The following is a 19,759-nucleotide window of genomic DNA, read 5'->3' as shown; positions in this document are numbered from 1 at the left end:
CACCGCGGGTCGTTCCGGCGGACCCCGAGCCCGAGCGACGACGGCCCGCCCCGCCGATCTCCGGTGGGGCGGGCCGTTCCTCGTGTCCGCCCAGGGTGAAAAAGCCTGGTGGCGCGTCCGCTCAGGGTGAAAGCGGCTGTCGCCGGAGCCCGCGCGGTGGTGCGCTGGGGGCATGAGCGAAAAACGACCCGGATTGGTCCTGCACCTGGCCGGCGTGTCCCAGCCCCTGCACATCGCGTTGGACGCGACCGAGGCCGAGACGCTGGACGGGCGCCTGGCGGAGCTGATGGGCTCCGGCGGCACGACGCTGCTGACGACGGCGGACGGCGGCAAGTTCGCGGTGAACTTCGCGCACGTCGCGACCGCGCACGTGGAGAGCTCCCGTTCGGACAGCAACGCCTACGGCGCGCCGAACCGGCCCACCGGGTTCAGCCGCTGACGGGCCGGTGCCGGGTCAGTCGCGGAAGACGACCCACTTCAGCATCACGAAGTTGATCAGGGTGCCGAGGCCCTGGGCGATGACCCAGAACAGCCCGAACTGCCACGCTTCGTGCGCCTCGAAGATCCGGCACAGCAGCTCGTTCGAGCCCATGTTCACGAAGAACGTCGTCGTGTAGACGATCGCGAACGCCCCGGCCTTGGCCGTGGAGTTGCCGGTGCTCGCCCCGCTGAAGGTGAACTTCCGGTTGATCAGGTACGAGGCGGTGGTGCCGAGGATGAAGGAGATCGACTTCGACAACCAGGTCGGCCAGCCCAGCACGCCCAGCAGCACCGAGTACGTGCCCGCGTCGATCAGCGCGCAGAACCCGCCGATGGCCACGAAGCGGAAGAGTTGCTGGAACAGCCCGAGCTTCTTGATCTCGGTGTCTGCACCGGATTCGGCCACGGCCACTGGTTCACCCCAAGTGTCGGCAACGAGCGTCGGTACGGCTGGCCCGGAGGCGGACGACCACAAGTCGCCCCGAAAAGTGTAGCGGCGAAGCTCTGCACCGTCGGGGACACCTGTGCTAGGCCGCCGCTACCCGCCCGTACCCGGGGGCGCGGCGCGGATAGACTCGGCTGGGTGGGATCGGTACAGCACGAACACGCGACCAGCCAGCGGTTGACCGGCTGGGGGCGCACGGCGCCGACCTCGGCTCAAGTCGTGAGCACCCCGGACGTCGACGTGATCGCGAGAGCGGTCCGCGAAGCGGGTGCGCGCGGCGTCATCGCCCGCGGCCTCGGCCGCAGCTACGGCGACCCGTCGCAGAACGCCGGTGGCACCGTCATCGACATGACCGCGCTGAACCGCGTGCACCAGGTGGACGCGGACGAGGCGACGGTCGTGGTGGACGCCGGTGTCTCGCTGGACGTGCTGATGCGCCGCCTGCTGCCGTACGGCCTGTGGATCCCGGTGCTGCCGGGCACCCGCCAGGTCACCGTCGGCGGCGCCATCGGTTCCGACATCCACGGCAAGAACCACCACTCGCAAGGTTCGTTCGGCAGCCACGTGCTGTCGCTGGACCTGCTCACCGCCGACGGTTCGGTGCGCACCCTGTCGCCGCAGGGCGCCGGTGCCGAGCTGTTCTGGGCGACGGTCGGCGGCATGGGGCTGACCGGGATCATCCTGAAGGCGACCATCCGGCTCAAGCGCGTCGAAACGGCGTACTTCCTGGTCGACAACGTGCAGACGAAGAACCTCGACGAGCTGATCGAGCACTTCACCGACGGCTCCGACGGCAACTACATCTACTCCGTGGCCTGGTTCGACTCGCTGGCGCGTGGCGAGAACCTGGGCCGCGCGCTGTTGACCAGGGGGAACTCCGCGACGCTGGAGGACCTGCCGAAGAAGCTGCGCAAGGACCCGTTGAAGTTCAACGCCCCGCAGCTGATGACCGCTCCGCCGATCTTCCCGAACGGGCTGGTGAACAAGTACACGATCACCGCCTTCAACGAGGTCTGGTACCGCAAGGCGCCGACCAGGTTCGGGATGGTGCAGAACATCACCCAGTTCTTCCACCCGCTCGACCTGGTCGGCGAGTGGAACCGGGTGTACGGGCCGAACGGGTTCCTCCAGTACCAGTTCATGGTGCCGTTCGGCCAGGAGGACATGTTCCGCCGCTCCATCGACAAGATCAGCGCGAGCGGGCACGTGTCGTTCCTGAACGTGCTCAAGACCTTCGGCGCGGGCAACGAGGCCCCGATGTCGTTCCCCAGCGAGGGCTGGACGCTGACCGTCGACATCCCGATCACGGCGGGCCTGGACCGGCTGTGCCGGGAGCTCGACGAGCTGGTGCTCGACGCGGGCGGGCGGCTCTACCTCGCCAAGGAGTCGCGGACGACGGCGGAGATGATCGAGCGGATGTACCCGCGCATCCACGAGTGGCGCAAGATCCGCGCCTCGGTCGACCCCGAGGGCGTGTTCCATTCCGACCTGTCCCGGAGGTTGAGCCTGTGACCGGAGCGTTGCAGAACCGGAAGCTGATGGGCTGGGCGCGCACCGCGCCGACCCACGCCCAGGTGCTGAGCACCCCTGACGTCGACGCGATCGCCCGCGCGGTCCGCGAGGCCGATGAGCGCGGCGTCATCGCCCGCGGCCTCGGCCGCAGCTACGGCGACGTGTCGCAGAACGCGGGCGGCACCGTCGTCGACATGACCGCGCTGAACCGCATCCACGACATCGACCCGGACGGCGCCGTGGTCGACGTGGACGCCGGCGTGAGCCTGGACCAGCTGATGAAGGCGGCGCTGCCGCACGGCCTGTGGGTCCCGGTGCTGCCGGGCACCCGCCAGGTCACCATCGGCGGGGCCATCGGGTGCGACATCCACGGCAAGAACCACCACTCGCACGGCAGCTTCGGCAACCACGTGCTGTCGATGGACCTGCTCACCGCCGACGGCGAGGTCCGCACCCTGACCCCGGACGGGGAGGGCTCGGACCTGTTCTGGGCGACGGTGGGCGGTGTCGGCCTGACCGGCATCGTGCTGCGCGCCAAGGTGAAGATGAAGCGCACCGAGAGCGCGTACTTCATCGTCGACGCCGACCGCACGAAGGACCTGGACGAGACGCTGGAGCTGTTCTCCAACGGCTCCGACATGAACTACGACTACTCGATGGCGTGGTTCGACGCGATCTCCACCGGCCCGAAGCTGGGCCGCTCGGCGTTCTCCCGCGGCTCGCTGGCCAAGCTCGACGAGCTGCCGCCGAAGCTGCGCGCCGACCCGCTGAAGTTCGACGCCCCGCAGCTGCTGACCTTCCCGGACGTGTTCCCGAACGGGCTGGCCAACAAGCTGACGTTCAGCACGCTCAGCGAGGTCTGGTACCGCAAGACGCCGAAGGCGGGCCGCGGCCAGGTGCAGAACCTGACGGCCTTCTACCACCCGCTGGACATGTTCGGCGAGTGGAACCGCGCCTACGGTTCCAAGGGCTTCCTGCAGTACCAGTTCATCCTGCCGTTCGACCAGCACGAGGCGCTGCGCACGCTGGTGAAGCGCATCGCCGAGTCCGGCCACGTGTCGTTCCTCAACGTGCTCAAGCGGATGGGCGACAGCAGCCGCGCGCCGCTGTCGTTCGCGATGCCGGGCTGGACGATCACCGTCGACTTCCCGATCAAGGACGGGCTGAGCCGGTTCTGCCAGGAACTGGACGAGCTGGTGCTCGGCGCGGGCGGGCGCCTGTACTTCGCGAAGGACTCGCGGACCACGCCCGAGATGATCCAGCAGATGTATCCCCGCCTCGACGAGTGGCGCAAGGTCCGCGCCGCCGTCGACCCGCAAGGAATCTTCCACTCCGATCTGTCCCGAAGGTTGGCCCTGTGATCGACGCCGTTGGAAACCCGCAGTCCCTGTTCATCCTCGGTGGTACGTCCGACATCGCGTTGGCGACCGCGGAGCAGTACGCGAACCAGCGCCCGCTGCGGATCGTGCTGGCCGCGCGCCCGGAGGAGGCCGACCTCGTCGCTGCCGCCGCGGAGCGGCTGCGCAAGACCGGCAGCACGGTCAGCACCATCGAGTTCGAGGCCACCGACCCGGAAACGCACGGCGACGTGGTCGAGAAGGCCTTCGCCGACGGCGACATCGACGTCACCCTGGTCGCCTTCGGCGTGCAGCTCGACAACGAGAAGTGCTGGACCGACCCGGCCGCCGCACGGCTGACCGCGGAGGTCAACTACGTGGCGCCGATGTCGCTGGGCGTGCACCTGTCGAACAAGCTGCGCAAGCAGGGCCACGGGCACCTGGTGATGATGGCGTCGCCGGCCGGTGAGCGCGCCCGCCGGACGAACTTCGTCTACGGCTCCGCCAAGGGCGGCATCGACCTGTTCTACTCCGGCCTGACCTACGCCCTGGAGGGCTCGGGCGTGAAGGTCACGGTCGTGCGCCCGAACTTCGTGAAGACGAAGCTCACCGCGGGCATGAAGCCGGCCCCGATGGCGCAGACGCCGGAGCAGGTCGGCGCGGCGATCATCGACGCCGTCCGCAAGGGCAAGGAGTCCATCTGGGTTCCGGGCCAGATGCGCTGGGTGATGGTCGTGCTGCGGCACCTGCCGCGGGCGATCTTCCGCAAGCTGTCGTTCTGATCTCGACCGCACGAAGGGCCGCCGGGTGCACCGGCGGCCCTTCGTCGTGTTCGGGCGTGGTTCCGGCGGAGCTCGTCCCGCGGGATCACGCCAGCGGTCCGTGCACCCGGTTTCCGGCCCGGCTTCGCGGCGGCCGGGCGGCACCGGCCCACCCCCGCGGGCCGGTGCCGCCGGTCAGCGGGCGCGCAGCGGGAGCTTCCGGACCCCGGTCATGTTCGGGTTGGGCTGGAACTCCGGCGGATCGGCCGGGTCGGTGGCGAGGACGGGGAACCGGTCGAACAGCTTGCCGAGCGCGACGCGCCCTTCGAGCCGAGCCAGCGGCGCGCCGACGCAGAAGTGGATGCCGCGCCCGAAGCCGAGGTGCGGATTGGGGTTGCGGGTCGGGTCGAAGACGTCCGGGTTCGAGAACCGCCGCGGATCCCGGTTCGCGGCGGCGGCCCACACCATCAGCAGCTGATCGGCGGGAATGCGCTGACCGCCGAGCTCGGCCTCGGTGCTGGTGACCCGCCCGAGCGTGGCGAACGGGCTGAGGAACCGCAGCGATTCCTCGATCACGGCGGGCAGCGAGGACCGCTCGGCGCGGGCGCGGGCCTGGTGCTCGGGGTGGGCGTCGAGGCAGAGCACGGTGTTGCCCAGCAGCATCGTGGTCGTGATGTGCCCGGCGATGAGCAGCACGTTCGCGAAGTTGACGACTTCCGCGCGGGTGAGCCGCTCGCCGTCCACCTCGGCTTCGACGAGCTTGCTGAGCAGGTCCTCGCGCGGGTGCGCGCGGCGTTCGTCGACGTGCCCGCCCAAGTACTCGGTCAGGTTGCGGACCTGGGCGAGCACCGCGTCGAGCTCGCGCTGCTGCTCCGGCGTCTGCTCCTTGAGCGACAGCGTCGCGTCGCGGGTGAACATCGCGTCCACCCACTCCTTGAACAGCCCGCGGTCGCTCGCGGGCACGCCCAGCAGCTCGGCGATGACGATCACCGGCAACGGGTAGGCGAGGTCGGCGACGAGCTCCAGCCGGTCCGCGCCGTCGACGGCGTCGAGCAGTTCGTCGGTGAGTCCGGCGATGCGCGGTTCGAGCCCGGCGACGACCTTCGGGGTGAAGGCGTGGCTGACGAGCTTGCGCAGCTTCTCGTGCTCCGGCGGGTCCATCCGCACCAGGTTGCCGTCGGCGAACTCGTCGCCCTGCGGGAACAACCTGCTGGTGTCGGAGGAGAACGTAGCCGGGTCGCTGAGCAGCTGGACGGCTTCCGGGTGCCCGTAGACGTTCCACAGCCCGGTCGCCTCGTCGTGCTGCACGGGGCCGTCGGGCCGTTCGCCGTGCAGCCAGAACTGCGACGTCGGTAATCCCCAGTTCTCGATCGCGGTCATGATGTCCCCTCCATCAAGCGTCGACGGGTATCACCGGGAGGCGTTCGCCGCGTCCAACGCGTCGAAGAGCTCCCGGTAGTCGGTGATCAGTTCGGTGAGCAGCGCGTCGATCCGGTCCGCGACCGCGCGCACCACGGCCGGGTCCGGTCGTTCCGGCGGTTCGAAGGCGTACCGGATGGTGTGGGCGAGGGCGTCGGCCTTGAGTTCCCGGTCGATGCCGGAGACCGCGGGCTTGTAGTCGTCGGCCAGGAAGAACCCGAGCGCGGCGGCGTTGAGCGTGTAGGCGAGGTCGGGCACGTCCGCGCGCAGCAGCCCGGACTCGGCGAGCACCGAGTAGAAGCGCTCGTTGGTCTCCTGCATCCGATCGGAGTCGGCGCGCTCCCGGAGCGCCCCCAGCATCTCGGTATCGCCGGTGACCAGCGCCAGCGCCAGCGGCCGGCGGAAGGTCACGAGGTAGGCCAGCCGCAGCAACCGGTGCGGGCGGACCTCGTCCGGGTCGGCGCGCAGCGCCCCCAGCACGTCCTCGACCAGGGCGACCGACTCGCGGACCAGCAGGCTCTGGAACAGCGCGACCTTGGTCTTCCAGTGCAGGTAGACGGTGCCCTTCCCGACGCCGGCCTGGCGGGCGACGTCGTCGATGGTCACCTTCCGGTAGCCGTGGCGCAGCAGCAGTTCCCCTGCGGCGTCGAGGATCCGGTCGGCTCGGGCGGTGTCGCGGGGCACTGGTGTCCTCTCCTCCGCCGGGCGCGGCGGTGCGGTCTCGTGACTTCGTGACCGGATTCGCAGATCTGGTCACGAAGTCACGCTAGACCTGCCGGGAGCCGGCGGGCAAGCCTCTTCACGGGACTGCGGAGCGCCACCGCCGGCTCGGCGTCGCGCCCCTCGCGGGACGGGGTCGGCCCACTTCCGAGCCCGGGTGATCACCGCGGACACCCGCGGTGATCGCCCGGAGGCGGTCAGGATGTGCGCAGCGGAAGCCGCTGCACGCCGGTCAAGCTCGGGTGCCGGCGGAAGCGGGGCGGGTCCTCCGGGACCGTGCCGAAAGCCGGGAACCGGTCGAGCAGCTGACCGAGCACCACCTCGCCCTCCAACCGGGCCAGCGGGGCGCCGAGGCAGAAGTGGACGCCCCGGCCGAAACCGAGGTGCGGATTCGGGTCGCGGGTCGGGTCGAACACGTCCGGGTCCGGGAACCGCCGCGGATCGCGGTTGGCGGCGCCGAGCCACACCGAGACCGGCCGATCGGCCGGAATGCGCCGACCGCCCAGCTCCACCTCCGCGGTCGTCACCCGCGAGACCGAGGCGAACGGGCTCAGCAAGCGCAGCGACTCCTCGATCACGGCGGGCAGCACGCGGCGGTCGGCGCGAGCGCGGGCCTGGTGCTCGGGGTGGGCGTCGAGGCAGAGCACGGTGTTGCCCAGCAGCATCGTGGTGGTGAGGTGGCCCGCGATGAGCAACGAGGTCGCGAAGTGGGCCACCTCGGCGCGCGTCAGCCGCACGCCGTCCACCTCGGCCTCGACGAGCCGCGTGAGCAGGTCCTCCCGCGGGTGCGCGCGCCGCTCGTCGGCGTGCTCGGTCAGGTAGTCGCGCAGCTTCCGGAACATGGCCACCGCGGTCCGCGTCCGCTGCTCCGGATCCGAGTCGGAGCCTTCGGGCTCCGTCCCGCCGAGCGCCACGTCGACCCATCCCGTGAACAGCTCGCGTTCGTCGGCGGGCACACCCAGCGATTCGGCGATGACGATCGACGGGAGGGGGTGGGCGACGTCGGCCACCAGGTCGAGCCGGTCGCCCGCGCGGTCGAGCAATTCGCGGGTGATCTCGGCGATGCGCGGTTCGAGCCCGGCGACGACCTTCGGGGTGAAGGCGCGGCTGACGAGCCTGCGCAACTTCGTGTGCTCCGGCGGATCCCACTGCAGCAGGTCGCCCTCGACGAACTCCTGCATCTGGGGTTGCAGCCTGCTCGTGTTCGACGAATAGGACCGCGGATCGCCGAGCACGCTCACCGCCTCCGCGTGGCCGTACACGTGCGCGCCGTCGGTGTCGGGGTCGCGCTGGACGGCGGTCGCCGGTCGTTCGCCGCGCAACCAGAACTGCGATTCCGGCAGTCCCCAACGCTCGCTCGTGATCATGAATCGTCCCCCGTGGTGGTCGAAGAGCCGTACCGCTTCCCGTTCCAGCGGTACGGAGCCGGCTCAGCCCCGTCGAGCGATTTCGCTGAGAGCCTTCGACCGCGTGCTCCGTGCGGTGGGGCGCCGGCGCCCCGCGTGTGTCGGCGACGGTGCGTCACGGCTGCGGGCCCAACGCCGCCCCTCGTCACCCGAAAGTGCAGACCCGTAGTGGCTGACCTGCCTGGACGGTCTTGACCGGCGCGCGTTCACCCCGCAGGAGGACTAGCTTCGAGTGTCACCTGAGACGTCGCCAGAAGGGAGCTGTCATGGGACTCGGCAGCCTCAAGGACAAGCTGTTGAACATGGGCAAGCAGCACAGCGACAAGGTCGAACAGGGCATCGACAAGGGAAGTGATGCGGTCAAGAAGAAGTTCGGCCACGAGCAGCAGATCGACCAGGCAGCCGAGAAGGGCAAGGACTACTTCCGCAACGAGGGCTCAGGGCCGCAGCAGTAGTTCGCGCTCCGCTGCGCGGCCGAAGCCGAACCGGAGGGACCTGGCGAGGGTGGTCCCGCCCGCGTGGTGGCCGGCAGCGCCCCGGAGAGGGGTCGTCCCGCACGCGCGCGGGGCGGCCCCTCTCCCTCGTCCGGGGCCGTTCCCGAGGACGGGATTCCCGGGGACGGGAACCGCCCGCGCGGAAGTCACGCCCGCACCGCGATCGCCAGGCCCTGCCCGACGCCCACCGAGGCCGCCGCGATGCCCAGCCCGCCGCCCCGGTGCCGCAGGTGGCGGCACAGGTCCAGCACGATCCGCGGCATCGACGCCCCCAGCGGATGCCCGTAGGCGAGCGCACCGCCGTGCACGTTCACCCGCTCCCGGTCCACGCCGGGCAGGTGCTCCAGCACCGCCAGCACCACCGCCGCGAAGGTCTCGTTGATCTCCCACAGGTCCACGTCGGCCGCGGTCCTGCCGAGCTTGCGCAGCAGCGCGCGGATCGCGGGCACCGCGGACAGCGCGAAGTGGTGCGGTTCCGTCCCGGTGCTCGCCGACCCCACCAGCTCGCCCCACGGCCGCAGGCCGAGCCGCTCGGCCTGCGCCTCGGTGCCGATCAGCGCGGCCAGCGCCCCGTCCGACAGCGGCGCCGAATTCCCCACCGTCACCGGCCCGTCCGGGGAGAACGCGGAGTCGAGCCTGCCGAGCTTGCGCAGGTCGGTGTCCGGCCGCACCGACTCGTCGCGGCGCACCACCTCCCCGTCGGGCGCGGTCACCGGGAACGCGAACCCGTCGTGCAGGCCCGCGTCCCACGCGGCCGCCGCCCGCCGGTGCGAGCGCAGCGCGCACTCGTCCAGCTGGTGGCGGGTGATGCTGAGGTCCAGCGCGGTCCGCTCCGCGGCGTGCCCGAGCGGCACCGTCCACGCCGACGGCATCCGCGGGTTCACCAGCCGCCAGCCCGCCGCGGTGGACGCCGCCTCCATCCGGTCCGGCATGGCGCGGTCGGCGCGCGGCACCACGAACGGCGCGCGGCTCATGCCCTCCACCCCGCCCGCGACGAGCAGTTCGGCCTCGTCGGCCTTGACGGCCCGCGCCGCCTGCACGAGCGCCTCACCGCCGGAGGCGCACAGCCGGTTGACGGTGACGCCGGGGACGGTGGCGGGCAGGCCTGCGAGCAGCGCCGCCATCCGCGCCACGTTCCGGTTCTCCTCGCCTGCACCGTTGGTGTTGCCGAACAGCACGTCCTCGATGCGCGCCGAGTCGAGCAGCCCGCTGCCGCCCGGCCCGTGCCTGCGCAGCAGTTCGGTCAGCGGCAGGGCGGCGAGGTCGTCGACGCGGATCCCGGACAGCGCTCCCCGGTAGCGTCCGAACGGGGTGCGGGCGGCGTCGAGGACGTAGGCGCGGGCCATGCCTCCATGCTGGCCGAACCGGCGGTGCCGGTGGAAGGTCCGGGCGCGGTTGCTGTCAGGTCGCTGGGAGTTCCACGGTGGCGGACTTCTCGCCGAGCGCGGTGACGCGCCCGCCCCGCGCGCCGAGCTCCCGCAGCTTCCGCAGGTCGCGGTCCCCGCGCAGCGCCACCTCTTCGGTGGTCCGGTCGGGGTCGCCGATCCGCTCCAGCTCGCCGCGCGCCGCGAAGCCCGCGTCGACGGTGCTCTTCAACGCCCCGGTGGAGGCCAGCGAGCCGCGCGCGGCGCCGAGGCGGCCGAGCGCGTCGTCCACCGCGTCCAGCAGCGCCACCCGGTTGCCCTCGGTCATGGCCCGCACCAGCTCCGGGTCGGACGCGGCGACCCGGGTGGCGTCCCGGAACGACCCGGCGGCCAGCGACAGCGCGAGCGGCCCGCCGTCCGCGCCGACGGCGGCGAGCACGTTCGCGAACACGTGCGGCAGGTGCGAGATGCGGGCGACGGCGTCGTCGTGCTCGGCGGCCGAGGTGGCGACGACGTGCGCACCGCAGTCCAGCGCCAGTTCGGCCGCGTCCCGCCACGCCTCCAGCGCGGTGCCCTCCTCGACGACGACCGCCCACGGCGCGCCGCGGAACAGCTCGGCCGACCCGGCGGCCCAGCCGGAGGACGCGGTGCCCGCCATCGGGTGGCCGCCCGCGTAGCGCGCGCCGGGCAGCAGGCCGCGCACCTCGGCGTCCACCGGGTCCTTCACGCTGACCACGTCGGTGAGCCGGACCTCCGGCGCGTGCCAGGCGATGTCGCGCAGCACGGCGCGCACCGCGGTCAGCGGGGTGGCGACGACGACGAGGGCGTCCTGCTCGGCGGCGAGCCGCAGCGCCTCCTCGGTGCTCTCCACCCGGTGCCCGTCACCGCGGGCCCCGGCGGCGTCGTCGTCCCCCGCGGTGGCGCCCCAGGCGGGGCGTCCGGCGGCGGTGGCGGCGCGCAGCACCGAGCCACCGATCAATCCCAGTCCGATCACGCACACGGCACGCATGCGTCCATCCTGCCCGACCCCGCGGCGACCCAGCGCCACCCGGTCGTGCGGTTGTGCACCCCCGTTCGCGGTGCCGAAGGTCACGAGCGCGCAATAGTGCTTTCGGGTGGCACCTGCACGCTCTACCGTTGTCCGCATGACAGGGCAGGAGCCGGAGGCGGGCTTCGCCGTGGCCGTGGTTCGCGAGGACGGCCGGTGGCGGTGCAGTGCGTTGGAGGGCTCGTTGTTGGGCGGGCTCGACGACACGATCACCGCGTTGCGGGCGTTGCGCTCGACCGGCGCGGTGTTCGGCATGTGCAACGTGGACGACGAGTTCTTCGTGCTGATCCGCCCGGTTCCCGGCGGCGTCGACCTGCTGCTGTCGGACGCGGCGGCCGCCCTGGACTACGACATCGCCGCGGACGTGCTGGACCTGCTCCGCGCCGACGCGCCCGACGAGGACGACGACGAGGTGTGGCCGGAGGGCAACCTGTCGATCCTGTCCGACATCGGCCTCCCCGAGGGCGAACTCCTCGTGATCATCGAAGAGGTCGATCTGTACCCGGACGAGCAGCTGGAGATGATCGCGCAGCGCTGCGGCTTCGGAGACCAGTTCGCGGGCGTGCTGGAGAAGCTGGACCAGTGACGGCCCGCGACGCCGAACTGGTGCGCGCCGCGCTGGAGATCGCCCCCGCCGCGCTGGCCACCGGCGACGTGCCGATCGGTGCCGTGGTCGCCGCCCCCGACGGCCGCATCCTGGCCCGCGCGCACAACCGCCGCGAAGACCTCGCCGACCCCACCGCGCACGCCGAGGTGCTCGCGCTGCGCGCCGCCGCCGCGGAGTGGGGCGACGGCTGGCGGCTCGCCGACTGCACGCTCGCGGTGACCGTGGAGCCGTGCACGATGTGCGCGGGCGCGCTCGTCCTGTCCCGGGTGTCCCGGCTGGTGTTCGGCGCGTGGGAGCCGCGCACCGGCGCCGTCGGATCGTTGTGGGACGTGGTGCGCGACCGCCGCAGCAACCACCGCCCCGACGTGGTGGGCGGCGTGCTCGCGGCCGAGTGCGCGCAGCTGCTCGAAGGCTTCTTCGGCCGCCACCGGTGATCTGCACCACGTGCGCGTGATGCGGGATCATGGTGGGTACTCCTACGCGTGACCGAACCCTGCGGAAGGAGTCACCATGGGCGTGTTCGACAAGGCCAAGCACCAGGCTCAGCAGTGGACCGGCAAGGCCAAGGAAGCGGCCGGGAACGCCACCGGCAACGACGAGCTGAAGAACGCCGGGAAGCGCGACCAGGTCGAAGGCCAGGTCAAGGAGACCGGTCAGGACGTCAAGGACAAGGCCGCCGGCGCCGTGCAGGACGTCCAGGACAAGCTCAAGGGCTCCGGCGAGGGCGAGTCCAGCGGTTCCTGATCGCCGACCCCCGCCTGAGGCGCCGAACAGGCGTGCAGTAGCCTAGTCGGCGGTAGCGTGTCCGAGCGGCCGAAGGAGCGCGCCTCGAAAGCGCGTGAGGTGAGAGCCTCCGTGGGTTCGAATCCCACCGCTACCGCCAGCGAAGAGCCGGTCCCCACAGGGGACCGGCTCTTCGGCGTTCGGGGCCCGGTTCCGGGGGCACCGCGCACGGTGAGGTGGCTCTGCTCCCGGCACCGTCCCGTCGGGGTGCGACCTCCTGACCGCCCGCGGGCCGTGCACCGCGATCCCGGGTCGACCCGGAGCGGATGACGGCGCCACCGGCATCGAGTTCCTCGTGGTCCGCGACGACCGGGTCGTGGAAGTCCGCTCGTACCCGGCGAACCGGCCGTTTCGCCGCTGACCGCCGTGGCCCGCTACTTCTGTCGCGTGGTGGTGGGGTGGCGGAACCTCAGCGGTCCCCTCGCTGCGGGATCGATGTCACGAGTGGCTCTCCGCCACACGAGAAATCGCCGTCCTCGCGAGGGGACCGCTGAGAACCCGCGGGTGGTCGTTCTGCGTGCGTGGTCGGTGCTCATCGGCTTCGCCGCTGCCAAGACACGGACACGCCTCGCGGGGAGGTTCGCAGAACGGGCGGGTCCGCCGGGCGCGACGCCCCGCCGGGTCAGCTGCTCGGCGGGTGCGGGCGGTTCTCGACGTTCATCGGTTCGATGCGGCCGGAGTCCTCCTCGCCCGCGAAGTCCTCCCAGTCCATGTTGGCGATCGACAGGTTGATCTCCATCTCGACGAGGGCGCCGGTGGTGGCGCGGCGGGTCTCGCCGAAGCTGTCCTCGTGCAGGCTGACCACCAGCACGTCGTGCTCGGGCGAGGTCATGGCGTGCGCATCGGCGATGACGAGCAGCGGCCAGTGCGACTCCGCCGGGACGAGGGCGGCCAGCTGCGCGGGGGTGAGCCCGGCGTAGCGGCGGTCGTCGAGCGGGATCACGTTCGCCGACCAGGGTTCGTCGTCCGGCTCGTCGCCTTCGAAGTAGTCGGCGGTGGTGCGGGCCGCGGTCGCCGCCCAGGCCGTGTCGTCGGAGAAGTCGGTGCGCACCACCGGAATCGCCTCGGTTCCGGGGAGCGCGGGGGAACCGGCGGCGAGCTTCGGCTTCCGCGGGCGGGCGCGCCGGGCGGGCGGCTCGGGCGGCTCGTGCGCCCACAGCACCTCGTCGTGCTCGTCGACCAGGGCGAGGCGCCCGTCGTCGGTCACCAGCATCGCTTCCGCGCGCACGTCGCGCGCCGGGCCGACGATGCCGGGTAGCGCGTAGCCGTCCGGCCGGACGGTGCGCGGCTCGCCGTCCTCGGTGAGCGCGAACCCGTCGCCCCGCCGGATCGGCTCGTGCCACAGCACCGGACCGTCCACCCGGGACAGGAAGCACGCGTCCTCCTCGCCGACGACGAACTGGTACTCGCCGTTCGCGGAGGTCAACGAGGCGTTCCGCAGCGACTGCCCGCGCCGCACCCGGTGCGCGTCGGCGGGGGAGTTCCAGCCGTCCCAGCGCTTCGGCGCGCGCGGCGACTCCCACAGCACGTGGCCCTGCGCGTTCTTCAGCACGATCTTGCCCCAGTCGTGGACCAGCAGGGACTCGACCGGTTCGCGCTGCGGGCCGGTGGACCAGAGCCGCTCGCCGGTGTGCGCGTAGACGACGAGGTCGCCGTCCTCCTCCAGCGCCAGGCGGCCGGGGCGGCCGAACGCCGAATCCGGATCGGACGCCGCGGGCGAGTGCAGCACGCCCCGCTGGTAGTTCGTGCCGGTGGCCCACACCGCGAACGAGTCCGCGTTCCGGTAGAGGACGACGTTGCCGTCGTGCTGGTGCACCAGGCCGTACTCGCCGCTCGGGCAGCTCACCGCACCGCGGCTCAGGTGCTCGCCCGGCCGCAGCACGAGCGCGTATCCGTATCCAGGTCTCACGCCGCGCGAGACTAGATCAGCGCACCGACAGGCCGGCGGCTATCCGAGCCGGGCGTGGATCTCGGGCAGCAGGCTCTCGCCGAACGCCTGCTTCAACCGCTCCTTCGCCTTCTCCAGCAGCAGCTCCTGGAGCGGGTCCAGGCAGTGCCGCACCACGGCCGGATGCCGGGGCGGGGACTTGCACAGCACGACCGCGAGCGTCCGCAGCGCGGGCAGCAGCGCGGTGGCCTGCGCGATCCCGGTGAGACCGAGCGCTTCGGTGAGGCGGGTCCAGAGCTGCTGCACGCACGCGGAGACGACCTTGGCGGGAATCTTGCGGCGGCCCGCGTTGACCACCTTGTCGAGCTGTTTTCCCACCACCTGGGGAATCGCGTCCCAGGCGCGCTTCGACTCCTCGATCACCACGACCAGCTGCACGAGCAGTTCGCACCAGAAGTGCTCCGCCATCGCCGCGCGCGTTCCGGCGCCCAGCGGGCCGAAGTCCCGCTCGACCTGGTCGAGGACCTGGCCGAGCAGCTCGCCCACCGCTTCGACCCGGTCCACGTCGGTGCGGGCGGTGGCGAGCTTCCGGTCGGTGTCCGCCCGTTCCCGGGCCGCGGTGTCGGCTTCCTCGTCGGACGTCGGAGGTGGTGGAGATTCCCGCCGTCCTGCACCGGACCCGGTGGCTCCGTCGTCGGGCGTCGAATCCGGTGGGGGCCGCTGCTGCTCTGCACGGGGCTCGGCGCTCCGGTGCACCGCGCGGAGCGCCCGGAGCACCTGTTCGCGCGCGGTGTCCACTGCGGCGCGCTTGTGCCCGATCGTCGAGCGGTAGCGGTTCCCGGAGGCCTTGCGCTCGGCCGCCTCCCACCTGCGGTCGGCTCGTTCCCGGAAGTCGTCGAGGGCGTCGGGGGAGGGGTCGCGGATCAGCGAAACGGCGCCGGGCCACCCGTGTCGGGTGTTGTTGCACCGGCACTTGCAGGTTTCGCCGTCGGCACGTTCGCAGTTGGACGGATGCGTCAATGCTCCTCCAGGGCGTGGAAGAAGAGCCGCCGCCAACGGATGCTTCCGGGCAGCGCGGCCCGTCCCTACCGCTGGTCCAGCGAAACTCGCTGCGTCGCGGACCAGGTCGCGGGCTCGTCCGTTCGGTGCGTCCGACGGGTTCGGACGGTGGTGGGGGACCACTCGGCGCACCGGCGTTCGCCGCCGAACGGGGACGCCGCCCCTGGTGCACTGCTCCGTTCCGGCGAGCGCGTCGACCGGGTGCTCGCCGCCGGATCGGCGGCGGTGGTGCTGTGGAGAGCCCCGATCTTTGGTGAATGTCCGGGTTTTCGGCGGGGATGCTGCGGGGTGGGTCGGTGCAGGCGTCGGCGGAGGAGCGCGGAACATGTGCGGGATCGCGGGACTGGTGTCGTTCGAGGACGACGTGAACCGTCGGCGGGACGTCGTGGCGGCGATGACGGAGACGATGGCCTGCCGCGGCCCGGACGCGGCGGGCGTCTGGCTGGACCGGCACGTCGCGCTCGGCCACCGCAGGCTCGCCGTGATCGACATCGAGGGCGGGGCGCAGCCGATGCGCGCGGACACCCCGGACGGCCCGGTGGTGCTGACCTACAGCGGTGAGACCTACAACTTCCAGGAGCTGCGCGAAGAACTGCGCGGCCGCGGCCACCGGTTCGGCACGTCCAGCGACACCGAGGTGGTGCTGCGCGGCTACCTGGAGTGGGGCGAGGAGCTCGTCGACCGGCTCAACGGCATGTACGCGTTCGCGATCTGGGACGGCCGCGCCGAGAAGCTCGTCATGGTGCGCGACCGGATGGGCATCAAGCCGTTCTACTTCCAGCGCACCCGGGACGGCGTGCTGTTCGGTTCGGAGCCGAAGGCGATCCTGGCGCACCCGGACGTGCGGCCGGTGATCGCGGCGGACGGGGTGAACGAGCTGCTCGGCGGCATCAAGACGCCGGGGCACGCGATCTGGGCGGACATGCGCGAGGTGGTGCCGGGCACGCTGGTCGTGGTGGACCGGGACGGGCTGCGCGAACGCACCTACTGGACGTTGCGGACCGCCGAGCACACCGACGACCTCGACACGACGATCGGCACGATCCGCGAGCTGCTGGACGATTCGGTGCGGCGGCAGCTGACCGCGGACGTGCCGCTGGGCGTGCTGCTGTCCGGCGGCCTGGATTCGAGCGCGCTGACCGCGTTGTCGGCGGGCCGGCTGGCGGAGCGGGACGAGCGGGTGCGCAGCTACTCGGTGGACTTCGTGGGGCTGGCGGAGAACTTCCGCCCGGACGACATGCGGGCGACGCCGGATTCGCCGTTCGTGCACGACGTGGCGCGGCACGTCGGGTCGGTGCACCAGGACATCGTGCTCTCCGACGCGGCGCTGGCCGATCCGGTGACGCGGCGGAAGGTGCTGGCGGCGAAGGACTTCGCGGTCGGCGCGGCCGATGTGGACACCTCGCTGTACCTGCTGTTCCAGGCGATCCGGGAGCACTGCACGGTCGCCCTGTCCGGGGAGACCTCGGACGAGCTGTTCGGCGGCTACCCGTGGTTCCACGACCCGGTGGCGCAGCAGGCCGAGATCTTCCCGTGGATGGTGCCGGTGTTCGCCGCCGGTGAGATGTCCGCGGACGAGGGCGGGCCCGCGGTGTCGGAGTTCTTCGACCCGGACCTGGACGCCCGGATCGACCTGATGACCTACCTGAAGGACCGCTACCGCGACGCGGCCGCCGAAGTGGAACCGCTGCCCGGCGAAGACCCGCACGAGGCGCGGATGCGGGTGATGAGCCACGTGCACCTGACCCGCTTCCTGCGGGCGCTGCTGGACCGCAAGGACCGGATCAGCATGGCCGTCGGACTGGAGGTGCGCGTCCCGTTCTGCGACCACCGGCTGGTCGAGTACGTGTTCAACACGCCGTGGGCGATGAAGAGCTTCGACGGCCGGGAGAAGAGCCTGCTGCGCGCCGCCACCCGCGACGTGCTGCCGGAGTCGGTGCTGCAGCGGGTGAAGAGCCCGTACCCGTCCACCCAGGACCCGGGCTACGCCGGGAAGTTGCAGGCGATGGGCCGCGAGGTGCTGGCCGACCCGGACCACCCGATGTTCCAGGTCATCTACCGCAAGTGGTTCGACGCGACGGTGAGCACGCCATCCGCGGAACTCCCCGGCTACGAGCGGGAGAAGCTGGACCGAGCCCTCGACATCGCCGCCTGGCTGGAACAGCACCGCCCGGAGATCCGGGTCTGAACTGCGGTCGTCCCTCCTGCTGCGTGCGGGTGGGGTGGCGGAACCTCGGCGTCCTCCACGCTGCGGGACCGTTTTCACCGGTGGCTCCGCCACAGGCGAAAACACCGTCCTCGCGAGGAGAACGCGGAGAACCCGCGGGTAGTCCGGTTGCTCGCTGGGTCGCCGCTCATCGGCTTCGCCACTGACGAGAAAGGGCCGAGACCGCCGGGTGGTGTCGAAGTCGGGCGGTGCGCTGTTCGTCCGGTGCGGTGTTGCCCGGCGTACGGGTGAAATCGGTGGAGACGTCACCTGGGCGCGGTAGCGTCGAGCGCCGCTGTGATCGTTCGAGCGCTGGGGGTTCGGGTGGGTTCGTCGAAGGTGCTGGCCGGGACGTTGGCCGCGTGCGGGGTGCTGGTGGTGCTGCCGGGTTCGGCGGCGGCCGCCGAGGTGCGCATCCACGACATGCAGGGCGCGGGCCGCGTCTCCCCGTTGCTGGGGCAGCAGGTCAGCGGGGTGCCGGGCGTGGTCACCGGTGTCCGGACCGAGGGCACCGCACCGGGTTTCTGGTTCCAGGACCCGGAACCCGACGGTGATCCGCGCACCAGCGAGGGTCTGTTCGTCTACACCCCGGACGAGCCGCCGCAGGTCGCGGTGGGCGACGTGGTGGCCGTGTCCGGCACGGTCGCCGAGTACTACGCGGTCGGCGACGGCGAGCAGCCGGACACCACGCCGAACCAGTCGGTGACCGAGCTGAACCGCGCCGGCTGGCAGGTCACCGGCTCCGCACCCGTCCCGGCGGCGGAGCCGATCACCCCGGACTCGGTGCCGGAGGCCTACGCACCGGACGGCGAGCTGGACGCGCTGCCGCTGGATCCGGCCCGGTTCGCGCTGGACTTCTACGAGTCCCGCGAGCACATGAACGTCTCCGTCGCCGACGCGCGCGTGGTGGGCCCGACCGACTCGTACGGCGCGCTGACCGTCACCTCGAAGCCCGCGCAGCAGGCCGGCGAGCGCGGCACCACCACCTACACCGGCTACGACGAGCCGAACTCGGGCCGGTTGAAGGTGGAGCCGGTGGGCCTGCCGGTCCCGGCGGCGAACGTCGGCGACGAGCTGGCGGGCCGCACCGAGGGGCCGCTGGACTACAGCCGGTTCGGCGGCTACCTGCTGGCGGCGACGTCGCTCGGCGAGCACCGGCCGGTGGGCGTCGAACCGGAGGTCACCCGCGCGCAGGACGCGGCCGAGCTGGCCGTCGCCACCTACAACGTGGAGAACCTCGCGGGCACCGACGAGCAGGCGAAGTTCGACCGGCTGGCCCGCGGCGTCGCCGTGAACCTGGCATCCCCGGACGTGATCGCCCTCGAAGAGGTGCAGGACGACACCGGCGCCGCCGACGACGGGGTGGTCGCCGCCGGTGGCACGCTGCGCCGCCTGGTGGACGCGATCGCCGTGGCGGGCGGCCCGCGCTACGAGTGGCGGCAGATCGACCCGGTGGACGGCGCCGACGGCGGGCAGCCGGGCGGCAACATCCGGGTGGCGTTCCTGTTCGACCCGGCCCGGGTGTCCTTCGTGGACCGTCCCGGCGGGGACGCGGTCACGCCGGTCCGCGCGGTGCCCGCGGGGGACCGCGCCGAGCTGAGCGCCTCCCCGGGCCGCATCGCGCCCGCCGACCCGACGTGGGAGGCGAGCCGGAAGCCGCTGGTCGGCGAGTTCTCGTTCCGCGGCGAGCAGGTGTTCGTCGTCGCGAACCACTTCACCTCGAAGGGCGGCGACCAGCCGTTGCACGGCCGGTTCCAGCCGCCCGCGCGGGATTCGGAGCGGCAGCGCGGTGCGCAGGCCCGGCTGGTGCGCGGCCTCGTCGGCGAGCTCACCGCGATCGATCCGGGCGCGAAGGTCGTCGTCACCGGCGACCTCAACGACTTCGGGTTCTCCCCTGCGGTGTCCGCGCTGACCGAGGGCGGGCTGCTGACCTCCGCCGCCGACGCGCTGCCGCCGGTGGAGCGGTACAGCTACGTGTACGAGGGCAACGCCCAGGCGCTCGACCACGTGCTCACCACCTCGGGCGTCGGGCGGGTGGACTACGACGTGGTGCACGTGAACGCGGAGTTCGCCGACCAGACCAGCGACCACGACCCGCAACTGGCACGCCTTCGGCCTTGACCGCCTTCCCGCTCCCGTTGCTCGGGGGTGGGGTGGCGGAACCTCAGCGGTTCCCTCGCTGCGGGATCTTTTTCCCGAGTGGCTCCGCCCCGAGCCAAAAAGCTGTCCT

At 71.9% G+C, this 19,759-nt stretch carries 18 protein-coding genes and 1 tRNA gene; 11 read left to right on the top strand and 8 right to left on the bottom strand.

Annotated elements, in window-relative coordinates; genetic code table 11:
• Nucleotides 1–172 precede the first annotated feature (172 nt).
• Entirely contained in the window at nt 173–439 is a 267-nt protein-coding gene (locus ABZ805_RS15930; RefSeq protein WP_358440192.1) for a hypothetical protein, read from the top strand.
• Nucleotides 440–454: 15 nt separating this feature from the next.
• On the opposite strand, the gene ABZ805_RS15925 is transcribed toward ABZ805_RS15930, so the two are convergent.
• Nucleotides 455–892, bottom strand: coding sequence for a GtrA family protein (locus tag ABZ805_RS15925; protein WP_358440189.1), 438 nt, complete (start codon nt 890–892; stop codon nt 455–457).
• A 171-nt stretch (nt 893–1,063) separates the two neighbouring features.
• On the opposite strand from ABZ805_RS15925, the gene ABZ805_RS15920 reads away from it, so the two are divergent.
• Genes ABZ805_RS15920 through ABZ805_RS15910 form a run of 3 tightly spaced genes read left to right on the top strand, consistent with a single transcriptional unit; the run spans nt 1,064 to nt 4,556 of the window.
• Complete coding sequence (locus tag ABZ805_RS15920; RefSeq protein WP_358440186.1) at nt 1,064–2,437, top strand: FAD-binding oxidoreductase; 1,374 nt, start codon at nt 1,064–1,066, stop codon at nt 2,435–2,437.
• Nucleotides 2,438–2,463: 26 nt separating this feature from the next.
• Nucleotides 2,464–3,798 (top strand): FAD-binding oxidoreductase, encoded by a 1,335-nt coding sequence (locus tag ABZ805_RS15915; RefSeq protein WP_358440324.1) that lies wholly within the window; start codon nt 2,464–2,466, stop codon nt 3,796–3,798.
• Nucleotides 3,795–4,556 carry a decaprenylphospho-beta-D-erythro-pentofuranosid-2-ulose 2-reductase gene (locus ABZ805_RS15910; protein WP_224957147.1) on the top strand — a complete coding sequence of 254 codons (762 nt, stop codon included), beginning with the start codon at nt 3,795–3,797 and terminating at the stop codon, nt 4,554–4,556. Before ABZ805_RS15915 ends, ABZ805_RS15910 begins: the two co-directional genes overlap by 4 nt.
• A gap of 174 nt (nt 4,557–4,730) precedes the next feature.
• Here ABZ805_RS15910 and ABZ805_RS15905 read toward each other — a convergent pair whose 3' ends face one another.
• The 3 genes from ABZ805_RS15905 to ABZ805_RS15895 form a co-directional block, all read right to left on the bottom strand.
• Nucleotides 4,731–5,918 carry a cytochrome P450 gene (locus ABZ805_RS15905; RefSeq protein ID WP_358440322.1) on the bottom strand — a complete coding sequence of 396 codons (1,188 nt, stop codon included), beginning with the start codon at nt 5,916–5,918 and terminating at the stop codon, nt 4,731–4,733.
• 27 nt (nt 5,919–5,945) lie between these two features.
• A complete protein-coding gene (locus ABZ805_RS15900) occupies nt 5,946–6,638 on the bottom strand; it encodes a TetR/AcrR family transcriptional regulator (protein ID WP_358440183.1) in 693 nt (230 codons plus the stop codon).
• 233 nt (nt 6,639–6,871) lie between these two features.
• The gene (locus ABZ805_RS15895; RefSeq protein ID WP_358440180.1) at nt 6,872–8,041 is read right to left on the bottom strand and encodes a cytochrome P450; all 1,170 of its coding nucleotides are present in this window, start codon (nt 8,039–8,041) and stop codon (nt 6,872–6,874) included.
• Between the two features lie 305 nt (nt 8,042–8,346).
• On the opposite strand from ABZ805_RS15895, the gene ABZ805_RS15890 reads away from it, so the two are divergent.
• On the top strand, nt 8,347–8,535 hold the full coding sequence (locus tag ABZ805_RS15890; protein ID WP_358440177.1) for an antitoxin: 189 nt from the start codon (nt 8,347–8,349) through the stop codon (nt 8,533–8,535).
• A 185-nt stretch (nt 8,536–8,720) separates the two neighbouring features.
• On the opposite strand, the gene ABZ805_RS15885 is transcribed toward ABZ805_RS15890, so the two are convergent.
• Nucleotides 8,721–9,920, bottom strand: coding sequence for a thiolase family protein (locus tag ABZ805_RS15885; RefSeq protein ID WP_358440175.1), 1,200 nt, complete (start codon nt 9,918–9,920; stop codon nt 8,721–8,723).
• Nucleotides 9,921–9,975: 55 nt separating this feature from the next.
• A complete protein-coding gene (locus ABZ805_RS15880; RefSeq protein ID WP_358440173.1) occupies nt 9,976–10,947 on the bottom strand; it encodes a prephenate dehydrogenase in 972 nt (323 codons plus the stop codon).
• Between the two features lie 136 nt (nt 10,948–11,083).
• Between ABZ805_RS15880 and ABZ805_RS15875 the strand changes: the two genes are divergently transcribed.
• From ABZ805_RS15875 to ABZ805_RS15860, 4 genes are all read left to right on the top strand, one after another.
• On the top strand, nt 11,084–11,572 hold the full coding sequence (locus ABZ805_RS15875; protein ID WP_358440171.1) for a tRNA adenosine deaminase-associated protein: 489 nt from the start codon (nt 11,084–11,086) through the stop codon (nt 11,570–11,572).
• A 17-nt stretch (nt 11,573–11,589) separates the two neighbouring features.
• Entirely contained in the window at nt 11,590–12,027 is a 438-nt protein-coding gene (locus ABZ805_RS15870; protein ID WP_358440320.1) for a nucleoside deaminase, read from the top strand.
• Between the two features lie 76 nt (nt 12,028–12,103).
• The gene (locus tag ABZ805_RS15865; RefSeq protein WP_358440169.1) at nt 12,104–12,337 is read left to right on the top strand and encodes a CsbD family protein; all 234 of its coding nucleotides are present in this window, start codon (nt 12,104–12,106) and stop codon (nt 12,335–12,337) included.
• A gap of 51 nt (nt 12,338–12,388) precedes the next feature.
• A tRNA-Ser gene (locus ABZ805_RS15860) sits at nt 12,389–12,476 on the top strand.
• Nucleotides 12,477–12,998: 522 nt separating this feature from the next.
• On the opposite strand, the gene ABZ805_RS15855 is transcribed toward ABZ805_RS15860, so the two are convergent.
• Together ABZ805_RS15855 and ABZ805_RS15850 are read right to left on the bottom strand one after the other, a co-directional pair.
• Nucleotides 12,999–14,285: a hypothetical protein gene (locus ABZ805_RS15855; RefSeq protein ID WP_358440166.1), complete on the bottom strand. Its 1,287-nt coding sequence runs from the start codon at nt 14,283–14,285 to the stop codon at nt 12,999–13,001.
• A 39-nt stretch (nt 14,286–14,324) separates the two neighbouring features.
• Nucleotides 14,325–15,284 carry a hypothetical protein gene (locus ABZ805_RS15850; RefSeq protein WP_358440163.1) on the bottom strand — a complete coding sequence of 320 codons (960 nt, stop codon included), beginning with the start codon at nt 15,282–15,284 and terminating at the stop codon, nt 14,325–14,327.
• A 364-nt stretch (nt 15,285–15,648) separates the two neighbouring features.
• On the opposite strand from ABZ805_RS15850, the gene asnB reads away from it, so the two are divergent.
• Together asnB and ABZ805_RS15840 are read left to right on the top strand one after the other, a co-directional pair.
• On the top strand, nt 15,649–17,511 hold the full coding sequence (gene asnB / locus ABZ805_RS15845; protein WP_358440161.1) for an asparagine synthase (glutamine-hydrolyzing): 1,863 nt from the start codon (nt 15,649–15,651) through the stop codon (nt 17,509–17,511).
• A 342-nt stretch (nt 17,512–17,853) separates the two neighbouring features.
• Complete coding sequence (locus ABZ805_RS15840) at nt 17,854–19,650, top strand: endonuclease/exonuclease/phosphatase family protein (RefSeq protein ID WP_358440159.1); 1,797 nt, start codon at nt 17,854–17,856, stop codon at nt 19,648–19,650.
• Nucleotides 19,651–19,759: the final 109 nt, after the last annotated feature.

The organism is Saccharopolyspora sp. NPDC047091 (assembly GCF_040643635.1).
GTDB lineage: Bacteria > Actinomycetota > Actinomycetes > Mycobacteriales > Pseudonocardiaceae > Saccharopolyspora_C.
Note: the sequence above shows the minus strand (reverse complement) of the source record. Positions and strands in the feature narration are given on the sequence as shown.

Bases quoted from the DNA above. Each gene is read 5' to 3' on its own strand.
- ABZ805_RS15895 (WP_358440180.1), bottom strand. From the start codon at position 8,041: ATGATCACGAGCGAGCGTTGGGGACTGCCGGAATCGCAGTTCTGGTTG.
- ABZ805_RS15890 (WP_358440177.1), top strand. From the start codon at position 8,347: ATGGGACTCGGCAGCCTCAAGGACAAGCTGTTGAACATGGGCAAGCAG.
- asnB (WP_358440161.1), top strand. From the start codon at position 15,649: ATGTGCGGGATCGCGGGACTGGTGTCGTTCGAGGACGACGTGAACCGT.
- ABZ805_RS15915 (WP_358440324.1), top strand. From the start codon at position 2,464: ATGGGCTGGGCGCGCACCGCGCCGACCCACGCCCAGGTGCTGAGCACC.
- ABZ805_RS15880 (WP_358440173.1), bottom strand. From the start codon at position 10,947: ATGCGTGCCGTGTGCGTGATCGGACTGGGATTGATCGGTGGCTCGGTG.
- ABZ805_RS15885 (WP_358440175.1), bottom strand. From the start codon at position 9,920: ATGGCCCGCGCCTACGTCCTCGACGCCGCCCGCACCCCGTTCGGACGC.
- ABZ805_RS15865 (WP_358440169.1), top strand. From the start codon at position 12,104: ATGGGCGTGTTCGACAAGGCCAAGCACCAGGCTCAGCAGTGGACCGGC.
- ABZ805_RS15930 (WP_358440192.1), top strand. From the start codon at position 173: ATGAGCGAAAAACGACCCGGATTGGTCCTGCACCTGGCCGGCGTGTCC.
- ABZ805_RS15875 (WP_358440171.1), top strand. From the start codon at position 11,084: ATGACAGGGCAGGAGCCGGAGGCGGGCTTCGCCGTGGCCGTGGTTCGC.